General features: G+C 61.9%; 25 protein-coding genes. 14 read left to right on the forward strand and 11 right to left on the reverse strand.

Annotated elements, in window-relative coordinates; all coding sequences use genetic code 11:
* The 7 genes from FJ527_RS15120 to FJ527_RS15150 form a co-directional block, all read right to left on the reverse strand.
* Positions 1-360 (reverse strand): hypothetical protein, encoded by a 360-nt coding sequence (locus FJ527_RS15120; protein WP_015319130.1) that lies wholly within the window; start codon positions 358-360, stop codon positions 1-3.
* Positions 360-1,580, reverse strand: a complete 1,221-nt coding sequence (locus FJ527_RS15125; protein WP_140823491.1) for a divalent metal cation transporter — start codon at positions 1,578-1,580, stop codon at positions 360-362. The genes FJ527_RS15120 and FJ527_RS15125 overlap by 1 nt, the downstream gene beginning before the upstream one ends.
* Positions 1,577-1,981, reverse strand: a complete 405-nt coding sequence (locus tag FJ527_RS15130; protein WP_140617528.1) for a hypothetical protein — start codon at positions 1,979-1,981, stop codon at positions 1,577-1,579. Before FJ527_RS15130 ends, FJ527_RS15125 begins: the two co-directional genes overlap by 4 nt.
* Before the next feature lie 445 nt (positions 1,982-2,426).
* The gene (locus FJ527_RS15135; protein WP_015319133.1) at positions 2,427-2,654 is read right to left on the reverse strand and encodes a hypothetical protein; all 228 of its coding nucleotides are present in this window, start codon (positions 2,652-2,654) and stop codon (positions 2,427-2,429) included.
* A 245-nt stretch (positions 2,655-2,899) separates the two neighbouring features.
* Complete coding sequence (locus FJ527_RS15140) at positions 2,900-3,118, reverse strand: hypothetical protein (RefSeq protein WP_015319134.1); 219 nt, start codon at positions 3,116-3,118, stop codon at positions 2,900-2,902.
* A 319-nt stretch (positions 3,119-3,437) separates the two neighbouring features.
* A complete protein-coding gene (locus FJ527_RS15145; protein WP_015319135.1) occupies positions 3,438-3,662 on the reverse strand; it encodes a hypothetical protein in 225 nt (74 codons plus the stop codon).
* Positions 3,659-3,925 (reverse strand): hypothetical protein, encoded by a 267-nt coding sequence (locus tag FJ527_RS15150; protein ID WP_015319136.1) that lies wholly within the window; start codon positions 3,923-3,925, stop codon positions 3,659-3,661. Before FJ527_RS15150 ends, FJ527_RS15145 begins: the two co-directional genes overlap by 4 nt.
* 355 nt (positions 3,926-4,280) lie before the next feature.
* On the opposite strand from FJ527_RS15150, the gene FJ527_RS15155 reads away from it, so the two are divergent.
* The 3 genes from FJ527_RS15155 to FJ527_RS29300 all read left to right on the forward strand — a co-directional run bounded on the left by FJ527_RS15155 (position 4,281) and on the right by FJ527_RS29300 (position 6,737).
* Positions 4,281-5,066, forward strand: a complete 786-nt coding sequence (locus FJ527_RS15155) for an SDR family NAD(P)-dependent oxidoreductase (protein WP_140715363.1) — start codon at positions 4,281-4,283, stop codon at positions 5,064-5,066.
* A gap of 126 nt (positions 5,067-5,192) precedes the next feature.
* A complete protein-coding gene (locus FJ527_RS15160; protein WP_140617532.1) occupies positions 5,193-6,371 on the forward strand; it encodes a zinc-dependent alcohol dehydrogenase in 1,179 nt (392 codons plus the stop codon).
* 126 nt (positions 6,372-6,497) lie between these two features.
* Positions 6,498-6,737, forward strand: a complete 240-nt coding sequence (locus FJ527_RS29300; protein WP_015319139.1) for a hypothetical protein — start codon at positions 6,498-6,500, stop codon at positions 6,735-6,737.
* A gap of 23 nt (positions 6,738-6,760) precedes the next feature.
* Here the strand turns inward: FJ527_RS29300 and FJ527_RS15165 are convergent, their stop codons facing one another.
* Positions 6,761-7,132, reverse strand: a complete 372-nt coding sequence (locus tag FJ527_RS15165; RefSeq protein ID WP_015319140.1) for a response regulator — start codon at positions 7,130-7,132, stop codon at positions 6,761-6,763.
* Positions 7,129-10,239: a CheR family methyltransferase gene (locus tag FJ527_RS15170; protein WP_140617533.1), complete on the reverse strand. Its 3,111-nt coding sequence runs from the start codon at positions 10,237-10,239 to the stop codon at positions 7,129-7,131. The genes FJ527_RS15165 and FJ527_RS15170 overlap by 4 nt, the downstream gene beginning before the upstream one ends.
* Positions 10,240-10,322: 83 nt before the next feature.
* Here FJ527_RS15170 and FJ527_RS15175 point away from each other — a divergent pair, with 83 nt between their 5' ends.
* Positions 10,323-10,565 carry a hypothetical protein gene (locus FJ527_RS15175; protein WP_140617534.1) on the forward strand — a complete coding sequence of 81 codons (243 nt, stop codon included), beginning with the start codon at positions 10,323-10,325 and terminating at the stop codon, positions 10,563-10,565.
* A 4-nt stretch (positions 10,566-10,569) separates the two neighbouring features.
* A complete protein-coding gene (locus tag FJ527_RS15180; RefSeq protein WP_015319142.1) occupies positions 10,570-11,166 on the forward strand; it encodes a response regulator in 597 nt (198 codons plus the stop codon).
* A gap of 144 nt (positions 11,167-11,310) precedes the next feature.
* On the opposite strand, the gene FJ527_RS15185 is transcribed toward FJ527_RS15180, so the two are convergent.
* Complete coding sequence (locus FJ527_RS15185) at positions 11,311-11,583, reverse strand: hypothetical protein (RefSeq protein ID WP_015319143.1); 273 nt, start codon at positions 11,581-11,583, stop codon at positions 11,311-11,313.
* A 215-nt stretch (positions 11,584-11,798) separates the two neighbouring features.
* Here FJ527_RS15185 and FJ527_RS15190 point away from each other — a divergent pair, with 215 nt between their 5' ends.
* From FJ527_RS15190 to FJ527_RS15230, 9 genes are all read left to right on the forward strand, one after another.
* The gene (locus tag FJ527_RS15190) at positions 11,799-12,905 is read left to right on the forward strand and encodes an NAD-dependent epimerase/dehydratase family protein (protein ID WP_140823492.1); all 1,107 of its coding nucleotides are present in this window, start codon (positions 11,799-11,801) and stop codon (positions 12,903-12,905) included.
* Entirely contained in the window at positions 12,902-13,981 is a 1,080-nt protein-coding gene (locus FJ527_RS15195; RefSeq protein WP_140823493.1) for an NAD-dependent epimerase/dehydratase family protein, read from the forward strand. Before FJ527_RS15190 ends, FJ527_RS15195 begins: the two co-directional genes overlap by 4 nt.
* Positions 13,978-15,270 (forward strand): TIGR04295 family B12-binding domain-containing radical SAM protein, encoded by a 1,293-nt coding sequence (locus FJ527_RS15200; protein ID WP_140823494.1) that lies wholly within the window; start codon positions 13,978-13,980, stop codon positions 15,268-15,270. The genes FJ527_RS15195 and FJ527_RS15200 overlap by 4 nt, the downstream gene beginning before the upstream one ends.
* Positions 15,255-16,355, forward strand: coding sequence for a glycosyltransferase family 4 protein (locus FJ527_RS15205; RefSeq protein ID WP_140823495.1), 1,101 nt, complete (start codon positions 15,255-15,257; stop codon positions 16,353-16,355). Before FJ527_RS15200 ends, FJ527_RS15205 begins: the two co-directional genes overlap by 16 nt.
* A 2-nt stretch (positions 16,356-16,357) precedes the next feature.
* Positions 16,358-17,488, forward strand: coding sequence for a glycosyltransferase (locus FJ527_RS15210; protein WP_140823544.1), 1,131 nt, complete (start codon positions 16,358-16,360; stop codon positions 17,486-17,488).
* Positions 17,485-18,579 carry a glycosyltransferase gene (locus FJ527_RS15215; protein WP_140724269.1) on the forward strand — a complete coding sequence of 365 codons (1,095 nt, stop codon included), beginning with the start codon at positions 17,485-17,487 and terminating at the stop codon, positions 18,577-18,579. Before FJ527_RS15210 ends, FJ527_RS15215 begins: the two co-directional genes overlap by 4 nt.
* Positions 18,576-19,679: a glycosyltransferase gene (locus tag FJ527_RS15220; RefSeq protein WP_140823496.1), complete on the forward strand. Its 1,104-nt coding sequence runs from the start codon at positions 18,576-18,578 to the stop codon at positions 19,677-19,679. The genes FJ527_RS15215 and FJ527_RS15220 overlap by 4 nt, the downstream gene beginning before the upstream one ends.
* Positions 19,680-19,702: 23 nt before the next feature.
* On the forward strand, positions 19,703-20,749 hold the full coding sequence (locus tag FJ527_RS15225; protein ID WP_140617540.1) for a UDP-glucuronic acid decarboxylase family protein: 1,047 nt from the start codon (positions 19,703-19,705) through the stop codon (positions 20,747-20,749).
* A gap of 80 nt (positions 20,750-20,829) precedes the next feature.
* Positions 20,830-21,030, forward strand: a complete 201-nt coding sequence (locus tag FJ527_RS15230; RefSeq protein ID WP_015319152.1) for a hypothetical protein — start codon at positions 20,830-20,832, stop codon at positions 21,028-21,030.
* A 6-nt stretch (positions 21,031-21,036) separates the two neighbouring features.
* Here the strand turns inward: FJ527_RS15230 and FJ527_RS15235 are convergent, their stop codons facing one another.
* Positions 21,037-22,782 (reverse strand): hypothetical protein, encoded by a 1,746-nt coding sequence (locus tag FJ527_RS15235; RefSeq protein ID WP_140823497.1) that lies wholly within the window; start codon positions 22,780-22,782, stop codon positions 21,037-21,039.
* Positions 22,783-22,847: the final 65 nt, after the last annotated feature.

Raw genomic sequence — 22,847 nt, forward strand, 5'->3', positions numbered from 1 at the left:
TCAAGCTCCCGGAATGCGTCCGATGACATGATCGCGCAACCAGTCCTGCCAGGCGAAGATCGTCGTGCGACGCACATCGATATCGAACTCGATGTCGACGCCGATATCCTTCACCTTGTGCCAGGCGATCCGATGCGGCTCGCCGTGGCGCTTGCCACCCAGCTTTGCCGCGAGTTGCGCCATCCATCGCCCCGGCCACGTGCCAAGGCGACGCGCCAAAGTGATGGAGCCGAGTTCGATCGCGACGATCCTTGGGGGCTTGCCCTGCCGCAATTCGGCCACCAGCCCATCGACCTTGCCGATTTTGACCTGGCGGCGGTCGACCACCTGCTTGTCCAGGAGATCACGCAGCAACTCCATCATGTGCCTCCGAATATCTGCAGCGGGATCGTCACCACGGCCAGCACAAAGCCGAGCGCGATGATGAAGATGACCGCGGCATTCGAGAGAATGCCGTTGCGATGCTCGCCGACGTAGCGTTCGTCGTTCAGCAGAAAAAGGAATGGAACCACCGTCAACGGCAGGCTGGCCGCCGTCAGCGCCATGGAAAATATGGTGAGCCTCAACGGATCGACACCAAGCATGATCGGGATGGCCGCAAGCAACAACGATATCGTATACACGGCGCTGAAGCCTGGATTGTCGCGCGGCTTGCGGTCCTCGCCCCAGGTCCAGCCGAAACCTTGCGCCACGAGGTAAGCCTGTTGCAGCGCGACTTCGAGTGCAGCGCCGAAGCAGGCAATGGCGAGAGAGGCTACGAACAGGATGAAACCCCATAAGCCGAATACCGGGATCAGCATCAATGGCATTTGGTGATAGTCGTCGACCTGGTTGATGCCGTGCGTGGCCAGCACGAGAGCGGCCACGATCAACACGCCGATCGAAATAGTGCCGCCGAAGGTCATCCCCAGTCCCGCTATGGCCCGGTTGGCGCCGAGGTAGCTCTTGTCCCACTGGTCCTCGATAGCCCCCGAGGAATAGAACATGAACAGGTAGGGCGATATCGAGGCGCCGAGAATGCTGACCGCCATGAACCAGTAATTGGCGGTATCGTGGGCTGGCAGCGAAGGCACTGCGCCAGCCGCGACCGCCGTCCAATCGGGTTTCAGCATCACGGCCGCGACGACGAAACACAACGTCACCAAGCCGAGCATCGACACACCTTTCTCGATGAAACCGAACGTGCCTTTCCAGAGCAGCAGCCATGCCAGAAAAGCCACCGGCAGAGCCCACCACTGGAAGCCTATGCCCGTGGCAAGTTCGAGTGCGATGGCAACGCCGCCGATCTCGGCGGAGAGCACCATGAGACTGAGCAGCAAGGTGGCAAGCAACGGCCACACAAAGACGTTGAAACCAAATCTCTCGCGGATGCCGTCGCAGATCGTGTGATGGCTCACCGCGGCGAACCGGCCGGCCATTTCCACCAGAAAGATGATGCAGATGGTGCCGAGGACCACGGCCCAGATCAACTGGAAGCCGAAGGTTGCGCCCGCTTGGGCCGCCGTTGCCATCGATCCGACTTCAAGGAAGCCGCCAACGCTGGTAACCACGCCAAGCGATATCTCCACGAGCTTCTTCATGGCTTCGGCGCGAAATATCTGGCATAGGCGGTGGCCAGCGTGCGCGAGCCCCGTCGAAGATCCTGCTTTGCGTTTTGGACCTCCGCTCGATTGTCCGCCTGCAATCCCGCTTCGGCGCGAGCCACCGCGGCTGACAGATCCTTGATCGCTGCCGCCAAAGCAGATTGCTCGGCGGGTTCAGCCGTTCCGGCCGATCGGATTTGTGCCTCGGCGTCGGCCAGAGTCTTGCCGGTCGACCGCAGCGTGCCGGCTGTGTATGCGAACGGCGCCGCCCCATCCATCCAGGCATCGAGCATTACCGATACGGTCTGTGCCGCGGAGGCCGCCGTTTTTGATTGCTGCTCGATCTGGTCGGAGGACGAGCATCCCGCCAAGACGCCCGTGAGCAACAGCACGCGCATACAACTCAGCCTCGGATAACGGCCACTAAAGGTCAAAGCCGGCGTTTGGTGCGCCACGAGAATGGTCTCCCGAGCCGATGGAAGTCACGGTCGGCGTGAATTGATCTAGAGCGCCCGGTGTGCCCGTCAATCAAACGCCACCGCTCGGACAGGCGCCGACCGCGAGACATAAGGACCAACGACAGAGGCCCGCCGGCCACGAGACCCAATTCAAGCGGAACAAAGCATCGATTGTGGGATTGGAACACGGGAAGGTGGCGACCCGTCCTGATCATCGACGTGATGGACTGCTGCACAGAGGATTCGGCAATGCCTCGTCTCATAGTCTGGATAGCCATCCTGGCAGCCGCCATCATTGCGGCTTGGTTGTGGCTCGGCAGCCATAGAACGAGCAACGATAGCGGCAGCCAGCCCGCGCCCCACGCGATCGACCAGAACGGCTAATTCACTCCTGCTCTGTTGGATCTGCAGGGTTCTCGATCCTGTATTCGTGGACCAGGCCGAGAACCTGATTTCTCACTGTCTCGCGCGCTTCGGGCTGAATGAAAAGCATCAGCCGGTCGACGGTTTCAACGACCGGCCGCGGCAGGTCCGCTACCGCGTCGGTGAGCTCACTGCCATGTTCATACATGTTGTCCGTCAGCTTCTTGTCCAGATCGGAAAGGATACCCATCACCAAGCTCCATAGCTTTGCTCTCCATGCCGATAATGGTCAGTCCTGCGGAGATGTTCCGAGAAGCACGCAAGCTATGCGAAGCGCGATGGCAGAGCCAGACCGGGAAACCAGCAACCAACCAGACCAGGAGCAGAAGGAACATCAAAAACAGTACGGTGGGATGACAGACAACGCGTTGAGCTGAAATGATATGAAAGACGGCGCCGTCGGTGCCCAAGTTGCGGCTGTTGGCTAGCCGTGAATCACTGCTGCCCCGGCATCTCGGTATTCTCCTTGGGATCTTTCTTGACCCCTGCAGCCGGTGAGGTGTCCGCCGGAGCGTTGCCGCCCTGGTTCTGCTCAGGCGCTCGTTTCAGGGGCGAGGTGCGCCACCCCACATCGACGTAGAGAAAGCCGATCAGGAAACCGACGATGATGACAGCGGCTATCACCAGCGAGAGTAGTGCGTTGCGTCGTTCCATCCTGCGGCTCCCTTCGCCTGCCGAACAGCCACTGACGAAAATAGTTCCACAGCCAGGTGGCACCGAGGCCGGGCGCCGGCCGTCACCGCAGCAGCGTGGCAAACGTAAGGGATCGAGCTCGGCCGGGTCGCGCCAGCGACGTGCGCCCTCGCATGCTCCGGAACTTCAAGAAAGGGCGAAGTTTGGTGTTCGTATTTGAAGGGCGTGATGAAACTTCCGTTGCCGATCATGTCGAAACCAGACGCGGCGTCGCTTTGGATCTCATGCGCGTCTCACGGTTCTCGCCGGCGTCACTACCCGGGCAAGCAACGGCAAAACCCTAACCACCAGATGGCTTCGGTGATGCCGGCTGTGTCGGCTGCGTGCCTTGCTGGTCCCCGCCGGTGCTGGACTGCGGTGTCGGATTGGTATCCGTCGTTGGATTCTTGTTCACCGGCTGGCTGTTCATCGTATCCGTCTTGGATTTGACGGGGTCGGCATTGTTGTTGCACGCCGCTAAGGCGAGCAACGCCGATGCCGACCAAATCAACCACATCGCTTTCATACTGACTTTTCCTGGATGAGTTCGGGTGAAGCAACCTGCAAGGGACCTATTCGATCGAACCGGATGGAAAGCCCTTGTTTGACGGCACTTTTAGCCAGCAAATGATCCAGCTCGCTATCGTCGATGGGGCTGCGAACCAGCTGACGAATGGCCTTGCACGCCAACTCGGTCGAGACGAAGTCATATCTCCTGCTTCTGGCGGATACATATTGTTCGACCAGCATCTTCACGCGCCTGAGCGCGATTTCATCGGCATATTGCATTTTCGTTTCTCCTGCGCGCCGAACTGCCGAGTGTGTGGGTTGTTCCCAGCTGAACTCGAAACACGACCGCCAAGCTCATGAGAAAGCCCGCGCCTCCCGGCCGGGGAGCGCGCGGGCTGATCAGGCTGAGGGGAACCCGATCGCGCGGCGCCAAACAAGGGGAGCGACGACGCCGCACGACACCGAACCTGGATCGGCCTCAGTTGTTCCACTTCGTCATCTTCGCGTTGTTCGTGCCTGAACGCGCCAAGGGGGTCGACTGGCATGGCCCTTCGGCAGCCCGGCATTCGATCCGGTCCACGCGGAACAATCAGGGACCCCGCTGGTTCGGCCGGAACGAACTTCGGAGGACATGATGACCAACGCAAAGCTGGCCGTGGTGACGGGCGCATCGAGCGGCATCGGGAGGGAACTTGCCAAACTATGCGCCAAGGACGGCTATAACCTGGTCATAGCCGCCGACGAGCCCGCGGTCCAACAGGCGGCCGAGGCTCTGGCTTCGCATGATGTGACCGTTGAAGCCGTCGAGGCAGATCTGGCATCCGTCGAAGGCGTCGATCAACTCATTGCGCGGGTCGGCGATCGCGACATCGACCTTCTGTTCCTGAACGCCGGACGCGGCCTCGGCGACGGCTTTCTCGACCAGGACTGGCAGAAGGTTCGCCGGGTCATCGACACCAACATCACCGGCACGGTCTACCTTGCGCATGAGCTCGGCGCCAGGATGGCACGCCGCGGCCGTGGCCGAATTCTGTTCACCGGATCGATTGCCGGCTTCATGCCCGGCACTTTCCAGGCCGTCTACAACGGCACCAAGGCGTTCATCGATTCCTTCTCGATCGCGCTGCGCCATGAGATGCGGGACACCGGCGTCACAGTCACGGTGCTGATGCCAGGGGCGACGCAGACGCGGTTCTTCGAACGCGCCGAAATGATGGATACCAAGGTCGGCACCGACGAGAAGGACGATCCGGCAGATGTCGCCAGAACCGGTTATGAGGCGATGATGGCGGGAGAGGAACAAGTGATCAGCGGCTGGAAGAACAAGCTGCAGGTCGCCGCCGCGCATATCACTCCGGCAGGTACGCTGGCCGAACAGCACCGCAAAATGGCCGAGCCGGGTTCAGCGTCCAGGGACTGATCTCTTCCTGTCTGCGGACGCAGACCCTTTGCGAGTATCGCAAGGTAATCGTCGGTGGCGCCCACTTCGGCTGAATGAAAGCTGCATTTGCCGATACCTCAAAATAGTCAACGCAGGAGCAACAGGATGAAAGCCCTCACATGGCACGGCAAAGGCGATATACGCTGCGATCAGGTGCAGGATCCGGCCATCGAGGATGACCGTGACGTCATCATCAAGGTCACCTGCTGCGCCATTTGCGGCTCGGACCTGCATCTGATGGACGGCTACATGCCGACCATGGAATCGGGCGACGTGCTTGGACACGAGACCATGGGAGAGGTCGTGGAGGTCGGCCGCGGTCATTCCAAGTTCAAGAAGGGCGACCGCATCGTGGTGCCGTTCAACATTTCGTGCGGCGAATGCTGGTTTTGCCAGAAGGGGCTGTTCTCGCTTTGCGACCGGTCCAATCCCAATGCCAAGCAAGCGGCCGAGGTGATGGGACAATCGCCGGCCGGCCTGTTCGGCTATTCGCATCTGGTTGGCGGCTATTGGGGCGGCCAGGCCGAATATCTGCGCGTACCATTCGCCGATGTCGGCCCGATCAAGGTGCCGGAAGGCATGGATGACGAGCAGGTGCTGTTTCTTTCCGACATCTTTCCGACCGGCTACATGGCAGCGGAAAACGCCGGCATCGAGCCCGGCGACACGGTCGCGATCTGGGGCTGCGGTCCGGTCGGCCAGTTCGCCATCCAGAGCGCATGGATGCTCGGCGCCGGTCGCGTCATCGCGATCGACAAGGTTCCGGAACGACTGGCCATGGCTCGCGAACATGGCAAGGCCGAGACACTCGATTTCAGCAATTCAAATATCTACGACGCCCTGATGGCGATGACCGATGGCCGAGGGCCGGATCGCTGCATCGATTGCGTGGGTACCGAAGCCGATGCCGGCGCCAGTGCAGACTCCATGCTCGACAAGGTCAAGGCGGCTGCCTTCCTCGGCACCGACAGGCCACATGTGCTGCGCGAAGCAATCTACTGTTGCCGCAAGGGCGGCACCATTTCGATCCCCGGCGTGTATATCGGCCTCGTCGATCATATCCCCTTTGGCGCCGCGATGAACAAGGGCCTGACGTTCCGTATGGGCCAGACCCACACGCAGCGGTATCTCGAACCGCTTTTGGCCAAGGTCCAGACCGGCGAGATCGACCCGTCCTTCGTGATCACGCACAGGGCCGGCCTTGAAGCCGGGCCCGATCTCTACAAGACGTTTCGCGACAAGCAGGACGGCTGCATCAAGGTGGTCATGCGGCCGCATGGGTGAGCCGTTCATCGGCACGAGAACCGTTTCGTCTTCGCTCGTGCCTTCCCCTTCATGGCGCCGTCGCGGTCGCGGAACTTTCAATCGTGCCGATGATTGAAATCGTTTCGTGCAAGGAAAGGAACCATCATGGCCAAGGAAGATTCTGCCTCGAAACCCGCCGTCCGGTCACCCAACGCCGAGGGCCTGCCGCACCCAAGGAGGGATGCCAGCGACACGGATGCCGGTGCAAAACCGCTGACGCCAAAGACCGCGGGCGCGTCGCGCCCGTCAAGCGTTCCATTGGACAATCCGGTCGCCAACCGAAATGCCGGTCGGCCACGCCAGGCGAGCACCACGCCCCGGCCCACCGACAAGCCGCTGGATTGATCGCGACAGGCTAGCTCTTTGGATCACGGTTTCTTGGCGCGAAGCGATGCCAGGTCGGCCACGGCAGTGAGGATGGCCGCTTCGCTTGCGGGTTTTGCCACGAATTTGCAGTTTCGGAACCGGGCGGGAAGATCGCCCCGCCCATATCCCGTTACGAAAGCGAAAGGAGTGCCGCGAGTCAGCAATATCTCCGCGATCGGCAGGCTCGTTTCGGCGTTCAGTTGAACGTCCAGCAACGCCATGTCGACCTTATCGGCCTCGACCAGCCGAAGTGCTGCGGCAACGGACGAAACAGGCCCGACCACGGGATAGCCCGCCGCACGCAGATCAGACGCGACGTCCTCCGCGATCAGCCACTCGTCCTCAACCACCAGAACGCGCGGTCTGTCGCTCACGGCGCGTCCTTGTGGTTTGCCGAAAAAGCGATCTGGACCTCAAGACCTTCCTTGTGGAAGGAGGTGTCGACCTGGCCCCCGAGCCTGTAGCCGATTTCCCCCTTCAACAGGTTCAGGCCAAAGCCGTTGTTCAACGGCTCCTTGACCGGAGGGCCGTCCTTTTCGCGCCAGCCAAGCGTGAAATTATCGCCGTCCATCGCCCATCTGACACCAATCCTGCCTCGAGGCTTGGACAGGGCGCCATACTTGGCCGCGTTGGTTGCCAGTTCATGGATGGCCATACTGAGGGAAAGCCCCTGTTGCGGGCCGAGTCTAACGTCGTCGCCATCGAGTTCGATCCGTTCGATGCCGAACGGCTCGAGTTCCTGGTGGAGCAGTTCCTTGACCGAAGCTTCTTTCCACCTCTCGCGGGTCAGCAGTCCGTAGGCCCGGGACATGGCATGCAACCGGCCGATCAAGGCCTCCGCGAACTCTTCTTTCGTATCCGAACTGTCCCGCGTCCGGTTGGCGATGCTGGCGATCACCGCCAGCATGTTCTTGACGCGATGGTTGAGCTCCGAGATGAGCACCTGCTGATGCTCTTCCGCCCGCGCCAGGGTGGTGACGTCGACCAGTGTCACCACGACGCCCTGTATCCTGTTGCCCTTGTCCCGATAGGGATTGATGCGGACCATGTGAAACAGGCCCCTGGAATCGCGCGCAAGATGGTGGTTCAGGGTCTCGCCTGTCTCGAACACCTTGTCGATGTGCTGCTTCAACTCGGGATAATCGAGTTGGCTCGACAGATCCGTCAGCGGTCGGCCGACGTCGGAGGGGCGCAGACTGAAGAAGGATGAGGCCGCCGGCGTGAAGGTCCGCACCACAAGACTGCGGTCGAGAAAAATGGTCGCGATGTCGGTGCTTTCGAACAGATTGCGCAGATCGCTGTTGGCGTGATCGAGCTCTTCTATCTTGCTGGTCAACTCCGCGTTGATCGTGTTGAGCTCTTCGTTGAGCGACTGCATCTCTTCCTTGGACGCTTCAAGTTCCTCGTTGGTGGATTGCGCCTCTTCGTTGACGGAGACGAGTTCCTCGTTCGACGATTTCACCTCTTCGAGGGCCGTCTCGTATTCCTCTATGGTGGATTGAAGGCGCTCTCTTGTGTCGCGCAGTTCCCGCTCAAGATCGGCGGTGCTGTCGCTGTCACGGCCGCCCCCGTCCTCATCGGATCGGGCCTGGGTCGGGCCCGACGGCTCGAAGAGGACAAGGTAAAGCGGCTCACCATTGCCCCTCTCGGCCAGGGGTTCGATGGTCAGCCTGATCGGTTGGACGCGTTCGTCGTCTTCCTCGACGGCGAGATTGTCCCGCACAACAGTGCGGCGTGTCGTCGTCGCCTCCCTCAATGCGGCGCGCAGGTCCAGGCGAAGCCCGCGGCGCGCCATCGTCAGCAACTGCCGGCTGGGGATGCCTTGCGGCGCTTCGAGGTATCTTCCGGTCCTCGCCGAATAGTAGACGACGTCGCCTTCGGCGTTGACGAGGACATGCGGCGGCGCGAACCGCTCCAGCACCTGCGCCTCGACAGCCTGGCGCAGCGGATAGCCGACCGTGCCCTTCTTTAAGCCGGCGGTTTCGGCGGGAAAGACGCCGGAATGGACATCCCCGATCAGCGCCGGCAGCCTGATATGTGGCGAGGCATGCTCCCGTGCTTGGAAGAGGCGATGTTTCTTGTCGACGGTGGCGAACAGATTTTCGTGCTGCCCGACGCTTTCGGACGTGCCGAGGAAAAGATAGCCACCCGGCTTCAGCGAATAGTGGAAGACAGGAAGAACGCGGCTTTGAATGGCTGGGCCGAAATAGATCAGCAGATTGCGGCACGAAACCAGATCCATGCGCGAGAAGGGCGGATCGCGGATGACGCTGTGCGGCGAGAAGATGCACAGTTCCCGGATCTCGTTGCTGATGACGTAGCTTTCGCCATCGCCGTTGAAAAACCGCTGTTTGCGCTCCGGGGAAAGACCCTGCATCAAGGCCTCGGGATAGCGTGCGGCGCGCGCCACGGCCAGGGCCGGCTCGTCTATGTCGGTGGCGAATATCTGGACGCGCGGAACGGCTGAAAGCGTTTCCATGTGTTCACGCAGCAGGATGCCGATGGAGAACACCTCCTCGCCGGTGGCGCAGCCGGGAACCCAGACCCTGACCGTATCGGTCGCGGTCTTGCCCTCGAACAGCCGCGGGATGATCTTTTGCTCCAGCAATTCGAAGGCATCGGGATCGCGGAAGAAGTTGGTGACATTGATCAGCAGATCGCGAAACAGGTTCATCACCTCGCGAGGGTCCTTCTTCAGCCAGTCGATATAGCCATTGATGGACTGTATCTGGGCGATCTGCATGCGCCGCTTGATGCGGCGCAGGAATGTCTTGGTTTTATAGCCTGAAAAGTCGTGGCCGGAGTGGCTGCGCAAAATGCCGTATATCTGTTCGCGGACCTTATCTATGTCGGCCGCATGGTCGTCCTCTTCGTTCTTCAGCCCGTCCAGCGTGTCGAAGCCCCTGGCGTAAGCCTCGAGCTTCGCCCCAATCTCCTCGGCGGGCACGGCAACATCGATGAGCCCGCTGGCAATGGCGCTCTGCGGCATGTCGGGGTTGCGCGGACCGTAGCCGTCCGGCGCTTGCGCGACGGTGAGCCCGCCCCGCTCCTTGATCGCCTTCACGCCCAGGGTGCCATCGGAATCACCGCCCGACAGAATCACGCCGACCGAGTATTCGCCCTGGTCGTCGGCCAGTGCGCTGAAGAAGATATCGACAGGTTTGCGCTCCTGGGTAAGCCCATTGGGGCGCCGCAGGTGCAGCACGCCATTCTCGATGACCAGAGTGACGTTTTCCGGCATCACATAGACGTGGTCGGGTTCGACGGCCACGCCGTCCTCGACCACCACGACAGGCATGGCGGTGTAGCGGTCGATGACCTCGTGCAGCAGGCTGTTGCGCTTGGGACTGAGGTGCGTGATGATCACGAACGCCATGCCGGGCCGGTCGGTGATGCCCTTGAAAAGCCCTTCCATTGCGGGAATGCCACCAGCGGACGCACCGATGCCGACGATGGGGAACTTGATTGATCGGGCTGTCACGGCTTGTCCCCCTTTCGCCCGACCGACATGAAGCCTCTCAACGTCGGATCGGACAGGACACAACCATATAGCGCGCAGGGAGGATGGAACAAGTCAGCAAGGATGACGTTGAACCCGATATCCATGGTGGTTCAATGACAAAACGCTCTGCTGGCCTGAAACTCCTGGCGCCAATGGTGCCGGGGGCGCCTGAATTAATCGAAGGTCTCGATGGGCCCATCCCGGATCGCATGCTGGTGCTTGCGAAACGGTTGCAAGCGGCGCTGGATGACAGGAAAGTGGAAGTGCCTTCTTTGCATCCTAAACTCCGTTCGAAGAAAGGATGACGACGTGCGCGATCTGCGGGGGTTGCATCTTCTGATTGTCGAAGACGAATGGTCGATGGCTGGAGATCTTGCGAGGTTTTTCAGCAACATGGGTGCTATCATTCTCGGGCCCGCCGCTACCGTCGAGCAGGCGTCTGAACATACCGATCAAGCCGAAGCTGCAATCCTGGACGTCAATCTCAACGGCCGACGTGTGTTTCCGATCGCCGACAAGTTGATGCGCCGCGGTATCCCCTTCGTATTCTTCAGCGGCGACAACGACATCGCCATCCCCGAGCATCTCCGTTACGCCAGCAATTTGCGGAAATCCTCGGGCAGCAAGGCTGTGTTCAATGCCCTTTTTCCGCCGCAGGCGTCCGAACAAGCGGACATCTCCGTGCCCTCCCCGCCAGACGACGTTTTCACCCTTTTGCCCAAACTGCGCCTCGCGGCGCGTCTTCTGCTGGGAGACGTCAACGCATCGGACCGGCTGGTCGAGAGGACACTCGAGCAAGCGATCCGGGACGTCGACCACCGGCAGCTTGGCCAGTCCACCGAAAACTGGCTCAACGACGTCATGCGAGAAGTGGCCAAAGCCCGCGGCGCAAAGCTGATGCATTGAATTCTCCTGGGCCGAGGCCAAGGCGCTTCCCTTGGGGGCTGCTGGATCACCTTTCTGGATCAGCGCCCGAAGCAATAGGGCAGTCGATTGTTCCAGCGACTTTCGAGATTTTCTGGGGCCCGCTGCATCGGCCGCCAGGCCTTCTTAACCTTTGCGATCGCGCTCGACGAATTTGTTGAAACGGCTGGATTTTCCGTCGCTGGTCTTGGCCTGATAAAGGAAGGCCAGATCGTTCTCGTCGAATATCCGGAAGAACTCGTCCCAATCGATGGGGTCGAATGCTTCCTCGGGCTCGCCAAAGTCGATCCGCAGGATGCCGCCCTCGCCCTTGGTGCGGACCACCGCCGGCCGGCCCTGCCGCTCCTCGGCCCATTTGCGAATTTCGTCGTGATTGGTGGTCGTCTGGGACTGCGACATTGAAATCTCCCTTGATCATCGGCTTCGCCTTTCGGCGTCACGGCGGCTGTCGAGCGCCCTAACAGCATACCGGCGGCAATGTTCCCGCATCGCGGGCCGATGGTGTTGCGCTTGCTTTCAGGCGAAGCCCGCGAAGGGAACTTTGTTGAAGCACAGGGAACAAACCTTTTGCCGAAAAGTTCGGGGCGCCGAGGTCACTTGTCCGAGGAGTCGTCGTGAAACGCATATTGGTTACAGGAGGCTGCGGCTTCATCGGCCGCCACGTCACACAAGAACTCATCGCTAAGGATTATTCAGTTCGCATTCTCGACGCCCTGCTGGAGCAGGTGCATGCGGGTGAAGCGGTCGCGCTTCCCGCAGGTGCCGAACTGATCAAGGGCGACATTCGCGACCGCGAAGCCGTTGCCGAGGCGCTGGAAGGCGTCGACGCCGTCATTCATCTGGCATCGGAAGTCGGCGTCGGACAATCAATGTACGAGATCGCGCGCTATGTCGGCACCAACGATCTCGGCACGGCGACATTGCTTGAAGCGCTGATCAAGCATCCGGTCGAACGGATCGTCGTCGCCTCCTCGATGAGCGTCTATGGCGAGGGCCTCTATGCCACGCCCGACGGCCGGCGCATCGACAATGCAAGGCGCAAGTCAAGCGACATCAAAAGCGGACAGTGGAATCCGCTGTCGCCGGAAGGCGAACCCCTTTCGCCGCTGCCGACGGATGAAGAAAAGCCGGTCGACCTCGCCTCGATCTACGCGCTGACGAAATACGCCCAGGAACGCGCCGTGCTGATCTTTGGCGAAGCGTACAACATCGATGCGGTCGCGTTGCGCCTGTTCAATGTCTTCGGTGCCGGCCAGGCGCTATCAAATCCCTACACCGGCGTGCTGGCCAATTTCGCTTCACGTCTCGCCAATGGCCAGCGGCCGATGATCTTCGAGGATGGCGAACAGAAGCGCGATTTCGTTCATGTGCATGACGTCGCCCGCGCCTTTCGCCTTGCGCTGCAGCAACGTCAGGCAAAGGGCCACGTCATCAACATCGGCAGCGGCCGCGCCTATGCGATCAGCGAAGTCGCGCGATTGCTGGCGGAAGCCATGGGAACCCCGAACCGTTCGCCCGAGCTGCTCGGCAAGGCGCGCTCCGGCGACATTCGCAACTGCTTCGCCGATATCTCCAAGGCACGTGAGCTGCTCGGCTTCGAACCCGCCCTGCAATTGGAGAACTCTCTCGGGGATTTCGTTTCCTGGGTGCGCAACACGGCCGCCGTCGATCGCGGCGCCGAAATGAAGCGCGAACTCGAAGAGCGCGGGTTGGTGTCATGAGCCCGGGCGCACGCAACCGACGCGAAGCGCCAGTCGCCATCGTCGGCGGCAGCGGCTTCATAGGATCAAATCTGGCCGACAGCCTGTTGTCGGATGGCGAGCCGGTGCTGGTGGTCGACAATCTCAGCCGTCCCGGCGTCGAACAGAACCTGCAATGGCTTGCCCAGAAACACGGTGGCCGCCTTACGGTCGAGACCATCGATGTGCGGGACGCCAATGCCTTGGCGCCGGCCCTGATGAGATGCAAGGCGATTTTCCATCTGGCCGCGCAGACGGCCGTCACCACGAGCCTAGTCCGGCCGGACGAGGATTTCGACATCAATCTTCGCGGAACGTTCAACGTGCTGGAAGCGGCGCGGCTGAGCGGCGAGCGCATCCCGGTGATTTTCGCCAGCACCAACAAGGTTTACGGCAGCCTCCCCGACGTCGCGGTTCGCGCGGACGACGACCGCTACATACCTTGCGATAGCGCGATCCAGGCCGGCGGGATCGACGAGGCTCGCGGCCTCGATTTCTGCACACCCTACGGCTGCTCCAAGGGCGCGGCGGACCAATATGTGCTCGACTACGCCAAATCCTACGGCATGCCCACGGCGGTGCTGCGGATGAGCTGCATCTACGGACCGCGCCAGTTTGGAACCGAGGACCAGGGTTGGGTAGCGCACTTCCTGCTCAGCGCCCTGACGGGACGGGAAATCACCATCTATGGCGACGGCAGGCAGGTGCGCGACATCCTGCACGTCTCCGATGCGGTCGCCGCCTACAGGGCCGTGCTGGACCATATCGAGATCACCAAGGGCCAGGCATTCAATCTTGGCGGCGGACCTGAAAACGCGCTCAGCCTGCGTATGCTGTTGAGCGAGATCCGCAGCCTGACCGGTCGCGAGCTCTCGGTCCGCCACGATGGGGAACGGACCGGCGACCAGCCCTTCTTCGTCGCCGATACCCGCAAGATCGAGACGGCGCTTGGCTGGAAGGCGCAGGTTGCGTGGCGTGAGGGCATTCGCGATCTCGCCGACTGGCTGCAGCGCCACCGGCTCGAGCCCCGCCCCGAAGCCGTGAGGTACGTCGCATGAGAATAGCCCTCGTCAACCCGTCCTGGACATATGACAACAGCATCTATTTCGGCTGCCGCCAACCGCATCTGCCGCTGGAACTCGGCTATTCGAAAGCCCTGATCGAGGCGGCCGGCCATGAGGTGCTGATGCTGGACGGGCAATTGCAGAAGCTCGACAATTCCGGGCTCTGCGAACGCGTGGTTGATTTCGCGCCGGCAATGACGGTCGTCAGCACCGCGCCGACCTATCTGTTCTGGCGCTGCGCACCGCCGGAATTGCGGGTGCCGGCCGATTTCCTCAATCGCCTGGCCGGGCGTGGCGGACGCACGGTCGCGGTCGGGCCACATGGTTCGGCGACACCGGCGCCGACCTTGCGCAAGCTGGGCGTCGACATTGTCGTGCGCGGCGAATGCGAGGAAGTCGTCGCGGAACTTGCACGACGCGACGATTGGAGCGCGGTACCCTCAACCGCCTATCTGCGGGATGCCAAGCTGGTTTCGAACGGCGGCGTCCATTCCAGTTCGTTTGTCGATCACCCGCCGCTGGAATGGCCATCCGACTGGATTGCCGCCCATTCACACCACCATCACCGGTTCGATGACCAACAGCTTGGATTCGGCGCCGAGGTCGAGGCGTCGCGCGGCTGTCCCTACAATTGCAGCTTCTGCGCCAAGATCGATTTCCGCGATGCCTATCGCCGCCGCAACCACGAAGCGGTGGTGACTGAAATCGATGGGCTGATCGCCCAAGGTGTCGGCTACATCTACTTCATCGACGAAATCTTCCTGCCCCAAAAAGCGTTGCTGGAGGCGTTGGTCGGCCGCGATGTGAAATTCGGCGTCCAGACCCGCATCGATCTGTGGAAACCCGAGCTGCTGGAACTGCTGGGGGCGGCTGGCTGCGTGTCCATCGAAGCCGGCCTCGAAAGCCTGACGGTGGAAGGGCGGGCCATGCTGGCGAAGCGCTGCCGGCTGGGCACCGAGGAGCTTGCCGCGCTGCTGGTCAAGGCCAGACGCCACGTTCCCTTCGTCCAGGCCAATCTGATCGGCGTCGTCGAGGACGATCCTGCCCTTGTCGATCACTGGCGAGCCCACCTGATCGACAATGGCGTGTGGGCCAATGAACCCGTGCCGCTGTATCCATATCCGAGTTCGCCCAGCTATCGCGAGCTTTGGGGCGAACCCGACGACCTCGCCTGGGAGCGCGCCCATGATCATTATCTCGCATCGTTCCAGAAGTTCAGCGACATCCAGGAAAAGCGCCCGCGCCCGCTGGCGGAACTGGAGGCGGCATGTTGCGGACACTGACGCCACGCAAGCGCCGCATCCTGATGACCGTCGACGCCATGGGCGGAGTATGGCGCTATGCGCTTGATCTCGCCCGGGAACTGGTCAATGGCGGCGACAGCGTTGTGTTCGCCGGCCTGGGGCCGCAACCATCCAGGCAACAGGCCGAAGAGGCACGGTCCTTCGCGACGCTCATCTGGCTGAATACGCCACTGGATTGGATGACCCGCAGCGCCGGCGACCTCGACCGTCTGCCGCTGGAATTGCGTGCGCCGATACGCGACTACGCCATCGACCTTGTCCATCTCAACGGACCGACGCAGGCCGTGGGGTTGGACGCGCCTTGCCCAGTCATAGCCGTCTCGCATTCATGCGTGACGACATGGTTCCATTCCGTCAAGGGACAGGCGTTGGATAGCGCATGGAGCTGGCAGAAAGAGCGCAACAGGCGCGGCTTCGACAGGGCCGACGCAGTCATCGCCCCAAGCCGCAGCCATGCCGAGATGCTCGAGACCTGCTATGGCCCGATCGCACGCCTTCACGTCGTCGGAAATGCCGCACGCCCGGTCCCGACAGCGGAAACCCGCCAGCCGCTCGTCTTCGCCGCCGCCCGCTGGTGGGACGAGGGAAAGAATGTGGTGGTGGTCGACCAGGCCGCCTCGTTGACGCGATGGCCTCTCTTTACAGCCGGTTCGCTTCACGGCCCGAACGGCGAGCGCGCCATCGTCAACCATGCCGTTCCTCTCGGAGCACTGCCGCATGGCGAGGTGCGCTCCCTGATGGCCCGCGCCGGTATTTTCGTGTCCCCGTCGCTCTACGAACCGTTCGGTCTGGCGGCTCTGGAAGCGGCCATGTCGGCAACGCCCCTGGTGCTCTCGGACATCCCGACCTATCGCGAGTTATGGGACGGGGCCGCGATGTTCTTTGACGGTCGCGACCCGCATGATCTCGCTGCCTGCATCAATCGTCTTTCCAGCGATGCCGGGCATAGGCGAGAGCTCGGCCACGCCGCCCTCCGCCGAAGCCGCGGGTACACGCTGGCGAGACAGGCAGCGGCCATGCGCGATGTCTACGAAAAGGCGGCGCTGGCCGTGGCGGAGCGCTGATGATGCGCTTTTTGTTCTACACCCACTCGCTCGTCTCCGACTGGAACCACGGCAATGCCCATTTCCTTCGAGGCGTCATGCGCGAACTGGTGGCGCGCCGGCATCAGGCCATCGCTCTGGAGCCGGCGGACGGCTGGAGCCGATCGAACCTGCTGGCCGAGAAGGGATCCTTCGCGATCGAACGTTTTCGCAAGGATTTTCCCGAACTGATGCCGGTGACCTATGATGCCGGGTTCGACCATGAAGCCTGGATCGCCGAGGCCGACGTGGTGATCGTCCACGAATGGACCGACCCGGAGCTTGTCGCTCGCATCGGCCGTGCCCGGGCCGATAGCGGCAAATTCACCTTGCTGTTTCACGATACTCATCACCGCGCCGTGTCGGCCACCGAGGCAATCTCGGCGCTCCGCCTTGAACATTATGATGGCGTTCTCGCCTTCGGCGAAGCGCTGCGCGAGAGCTATCTGCGCGCCGGTTGGGGCAAGCGTGTCTTCACCTGGCATGAAGCGGCGGACGATCGGCTGTTCAAGCCGCACCCGGAAATCCGCGCGACGTCCGACCTGGTCTGGATCGGAAACTGGGGCGACGATGAGCGGACGGCCGAAATCCAGGAGTTCCTGATCGAACCAGTGCGAGATCTCGGTCTCCAGGCCACTGTTCACGGTGTCCGCTATCCCGAGCCGGCACTTGCCGATCTGGCCGCCGCCGGTCTGCGCTACGAAGGGTGGATCGCCAATGCCGACGTCCCGAAGGCGTTCGCCGCGCATCGTGTCACCGTGCACATCCCGCGGCGTCCTTATCGTGAAGGCTTGCCCGGAATTCCGACAATCCGCATGTTCGAGGCACTTGCCTGCGGCATCCCGCTGATTTCAGCGCCTTGGTCCGATGTCGAGCAGCTTTTCAGGCCCGGGGTCGACTTCCTGTTTGCCGAGGATGGATCGCAAATGCGGCAACACCTCCAGGCGGTGTTGGCCGATCCCGATTTTGCGGCCTCCCTGGTGACCTCGGGTCTTGAGACCATCCGCTCGCGGCACACCTGTCGTCACCGCGTCGACGAGTTGTTCGACGTGCTCTGGCAATGCACGACCCTGCACACCGCCGAGCTGACCGCCGCAAAGGAAGCCGCAGCATGAAGATCGCATTCTATGGATCGAGCCTTTTGTCGTCCTACTGGAACGGCGCCGCGACCTATTACCGAGGATTGCTGAAGGCGCTTTCGCAACTGGGCTACGAAATCACCTTCTATGAGCCTGACGTCTATGACCGGCAGAAGAACCGCGACATCGAGGCGCCGGACTGGTGCTCTGTCGTCGTCTACGAGGCAACCCACCATGCCCTGATGCAGGTGGCGGCGCGTGCCGCCGAGGCCGATATCGTCGTCAAGGCGAGTGGCGTCGGCTTCGAGGACGAGGCGCTGCTTCGCGCCGTGCTCGACCACGCCCGCAGCGATGCGCTCATTGTATTCTGGGACGTCGACGCGCCGGCCACACTCGCCCAGCTGCGCGACGAGCCGGACCACCCGCTGCATCGTGCGCTGCAAGAAATCGACCTTGTGCTGACCTATGGCGGCGGCGATCCCGTGGTCTGGGCCTATCGTGCCATGGGCGCGAACGAGTGCGTGCCAATCTACAATGCGCTCGATCCCGAAACGCACCACCCGGTCGCCAGCAATGCGCGTTTTGCCTGCGACCTGGCGTTCCTCGGAAACAGGCTGCCGGATCGTGAAGCGCGGGTCGGATCGTTCTTCCTCGATCCTGCGAGCCAGCTGCCGGAACAACGTTTTCTTCTCGGCGGATCTGGGTGGGGCGACAAGCCGCTCCCCGCCAATGTCGGCTGGCTCGGCCATGTCGGCACCCGCGATCACAACGCCTTCAATGTCACGCCGAAGGCGGTGCTGAACATCAGCCGCGACAGCATGGCCGCGAACGGTTTTTCACCCGCCACGCGTGTCTTCGAGGCGGCCGGCGCCGGCGCTTGCCTGATCACCGATGCCTGGCTCGGCGTCGAGCTGTTCCTGAAACCCGACGAGGAGATCCTTGTGGCGCGCGACGGCGGCGATGTCGCCGAGATCATGCAGGCGCTGACCCCCGTTCGGGCAAAGGCGATCGGCCAGGCCGCACTTCGACGCGTTCTCGCCGATCATACCTACGCATTGCGGGCGGCCGTGGCTGATGCGGTCTTCAAACGGCATTTGACGCACGGGACCGTGGAGGCAGCCGAATGACCAGGCAGTTGGACATCGTCTTTCTCGGCCTGTCGCTTTCCTCGTCCTGGGGAAACGGCCATGCCACCACTTTTCGAGGTCTGTTGAAAGGCCTCCACCAACTCGGCCATCGCGTAACTTTTCTGGAGCGCGATGTGCCGTGGTACGCCAATCACCGCGATTTGCGCGACCCGGATTTCTGCGCCTTGCGCTACTACGAAACCGTGCAGGAACTGCAACGCGACTACGCGCGGTGTCTGCAACAGGCCGATGTCGTGGTGATCGGCTCCTTCGTACCGGAAGGGCGCGCGGTGATCGACACCGTCGCTTCACTTTGCAAAGGACAACTCTGCTTTTACGACATCGACACGCCGGTGACCCTGGCGAAGCTGTCGGCGGACGATTGCGACTATCTGAGCTGGCGCCAGATCCCCTACTTCGACATCTATTTCTCTTTTGCCGGCGGCCCGATGCTTGCCGATCTGACGCAGACCTTCGGCGCACGCCGCGCCGAGCCGCTCTACTGTTCGGTCGATCCGGAACGGCATCACCGCACCGCCGATCCGATCGGATGGGATCTCGGTTATCTCGGCACCTACAGCGCCGACCGGCAAGCCACGCTCAACGCGCTCCTGCTCGAGCCTGCACGGCGCATGCCGGATCGGCGTTTCGTCGTGGCCGGCTCGCAATATCCGTCCGACATCGATTGGCCCGACAATGTCGAGCGCATCGAACACTTGCCGCCGGCCGATCATGCCGCATTCTATAGCCGTCAGCGCTACACCCTGAACGTCACACGCAGTTCCATGATTGCCGCGGGATGGTCGCCCAGCGTGCGCCTTTTCGAAGCCGCTGCTTGCGGCACGCCGATCATCAGCGACCGCTGGCCAGGCCTCGACAGCTTCTTTCCCGCATCGACGATCCACACGGCCAAGAAGGCGGACGAGGTCGTCGCGATCCTGTCCCGGGAATCGGCTCGTACACGTCTCGCCATGGCCGACCGGGCACGCGAACTCGTCCTTGCCTCCCACACCGGTGTGGCCAGGGCTCGCGAATTCATCACGGCGCTTACGCAAAAGGGGGCGGTGGTCGTCGATCTCGATATCGGAAGTGCAGCATGACTGGCAGACAGGAGAAAATCGCGATGCGACAAACAAAAAAAGCGCAAAGGGCAAAGACGGTGCTCGTCGCCGGTGGCGCGGGCTTCCTCGGTTCGCATCTTTGCGAAGCATTGTTACGCGATGGCTGGCGTGTGATCTGCGCCGACAATTTTCTTACCGGTCGCATGGAGAACATCAACGCGATCATGGACCAGCCGGGTTTCCGGCTGATCGAGCAGGATATCTGCCGGCCATTGGACCTGGGCGAGCCGGTGGATCGCATTTTCAACATGGCCTGCGCCGCCTCGCCGCCGCGTTACCAGGCCGATCCGATCCACACCACGCGAACCTGCGTCATCGGAACGTTGAACCTGCTCGAACTCGCCGCCCGCAACGACGCGCGATTGCTGCAGGCCTCCACGAGTGAAGTGTATGGCGATCCGGAGCAACATCCGCAGAGGGAAGATTATGTCGGCCATGTGAACTGCACCGGCCCACGCGCCTGCTACGACGAAGGCAAACGCACCGCCGAAACACTTTGCTTCGACTATCTGCGAGCCGGCAAGGCCGACGTTCGTGTCGCGCGTATCTTCAACACCTACGGGCCGAGAATGGATCCGGCGGACGGCCGCATCGTCTCGAACCTGATCATGCAGGCGCTCGAGAAGCGCCCGCTGACGATTTTCGGCGACGGCATGCAGACGCGATCCTTCTGCTACGTCTCCGATCTGATCGATGGGTTGATGGGCCTTATGGATATCAATCCCAATCCGGGCAAGCCCGTCAATCTGGGCAACCCCGGCGAATTCACCATTGTGCGACTGGCGGCATTGGTGAAGGCTATGACCGGCACCAAATCGGACATGACGTTCCTGCCGCTGCCGCAGGATGATCCTCGACGCCGGCAGCCCGACATCTCGCGCGCAAAAACGCTGCTCGGCTGGACGCCAAGAGTGCCTCTCACCGAGGGGCTCGCGCGGACGATCAGCTATTTCGCCACGCTTGAAGGCGGCTCGATCGGCGATCAAATGGCAGGACGCTCCACAAGGGCGAGACCCACGTCAGGCGGGCTGCAGAACCTCCCTGCCTGATGCCGGACCGCGGTCACATCTTGGCATCGATTCCCGCGGGAACATCCAGGCAAGCTTTTGGTTTGACAGGAGGACCACATATGGAGGACCTCCTCATGCACCCCAAGCGATCTCGGACCGATATCGACAAGATGGCGGAACGAGAGACGGCTGCGTATTTGCGGCGAGCCTCAATCACCTATCTGGAGTGCTGTGTCAGCCTGATGATGACGCATCTGCAGCGGGAGGAGGTGGCCAGTATTCTCGAGCAGGAAGCAGACATGCTGCGCAGGCTGGATTGACGCAGACTAATCGGCCCTGGCCTGGCCCAGGAACCGTGTCAGCCCTGCCTCATATCGGTTTGCCGTCTCCTCCAGCCTTGCTCTTTCCCAGCCATTCTCGGATTGGGCGGCCATGCTCCACAGCCCGAGCTGAAACGCCAAATAGCAAGGTTTGAAATAATCGATGAGCCTGGTGTCGATGCGGCTATCCATGCCGCCGATCAACGTCGCCGCCTCGGCTTCGGACAAGTCATATTCTACGCAGGCGCCGGCAATATCCCATTCTATCGGCTGGCAGCCGATCAGATCGTGTCCTCGGCAATGGTCGACTGCATCCGTCTTAATCAGCGTACCATCGGAACCGACCAGAAACTCCCAGGGGTGAAGCCTGCCGTCGATCTCGACCCGTTCCAACACCTCTATGGGCGTCTGCTTCGAGAACCAGGTCCGCAGTCTCGCCGCCTGGCTTTCGCCCAAAGCTTCGGAAGCATTGTGAACCGCCATCTCCGCGAGGGCGAGCAATGATGCGCCGGCTTCGCAGGTCCGCAGATTGGTCGCACGCCAGGCCAGATAGCGTGTGAACGCCGCGACAAGTCTCTGCCTGGACAGCGGCAGCTGATCCATCGTGGTTCCATCGGTCCACCGTTCGACCAGAAAACCGTGGCAGACCCCGATGACTTGCGGTCCGAATCCGGCTTGATGCAACATCCTGGCGGCTTGCATCTTGCGCAGCCCGGTTTCGCCGAGGCCGACAAATTTGACAAGCCAGCGACCTTGACCCGCGGAGGCCAGGAACTTTCGCCGTTCGGTGCCGCGTGTGCTCGGTGGCCAGCGCTTTTCGTCGGCGTAGTGAAGGGAGCGCCACGCGCCCCCGGATATTTCGGTCAAGCGCAATTTCGGACTGCCAACCGCCTCGGCTACCCAATCGCGCAGCGTTGGACTTTGCGAGCTTTCGGGGAAGGTGCGTTCGAACGTCATCGCCACATGCCTGCGGCAGCGCACCCATGTCTCCCGAACATCCGGCGAGGCTTCGGCGCCCGGATCGCCCGAATGGCTGGGGAACAGGTGAATGCGGTCCGTATCGATGCCCTGTTTTCTCAGCCACGCGACGACGGCATGGACCGAACTTCCCGACAGGCCGGGACCTTCGTCGACGACCGCGAAACGGGCCGACGGCTCGTTCCTCCAGGCCGCCGCCAAACCCGGATCGGCATTGAGGCGCCGATCGAAAGGATGCCCGATCGGGCGCACGCTGATGGGCGCCGGCGCACCGATCGCGGCCGCCACCATGGCCGCGAGCCCCAGGCCGATGCTGCGGATGCCGATCACGCATGTGTTCGCATCGAGACCTGATATCCGCGCCGCGCCGAGATAACTCTCTGGATAAAGGGCATAGTGCGCGTAGCCCTCGGCCGAGCCGGTCAAAACCTCTGCCTTGCAATCGAGCCCGGCCAGCATTTGGAGAAGTCGCAGGTCGATGCCACCGTCTACGGCGAACCCGTTTCGCCACGACCTCGCCACCTCTGCCGCAAGCCCGACCAGCAGCCTGGCGCCTTGCCGTTGCGAAGGCGAATTGGTGTCGACGCCCCGGGCCTTGAAGTCGACATCCGCGAGCCCCTGGACCAGTTCCGACACGCTGACGAACAGCCCGACCAATGCGGCATGGCGCCGGATGCCGCAAGGCATGCGATCGAGGCCTTGGGCCATTTCGATCGCCGCCTTCTGAAGCTGTCGTGCGTTCTCGGTCCGCTTGTGGTCGCCGTAGACGATCATTGGTCGATTTCCGATGCTTGCCGTGCGGGCAACGCGGCGCGCGCAGCTTCGATCCATGCTGCTTC

Origin of the sequence: Mesorhizobium sp. B2-4-18 (genome assembly GCF_006441385.1) — a bacterium.
GTDB classification, from domain to species: domain Bacteria; phylum Pseudomonadota; class Alphaproteobacteria; order Rhizobiales; family Rhizobiaceae; genus Mesorhizobium; species Mesorhizobium australicum.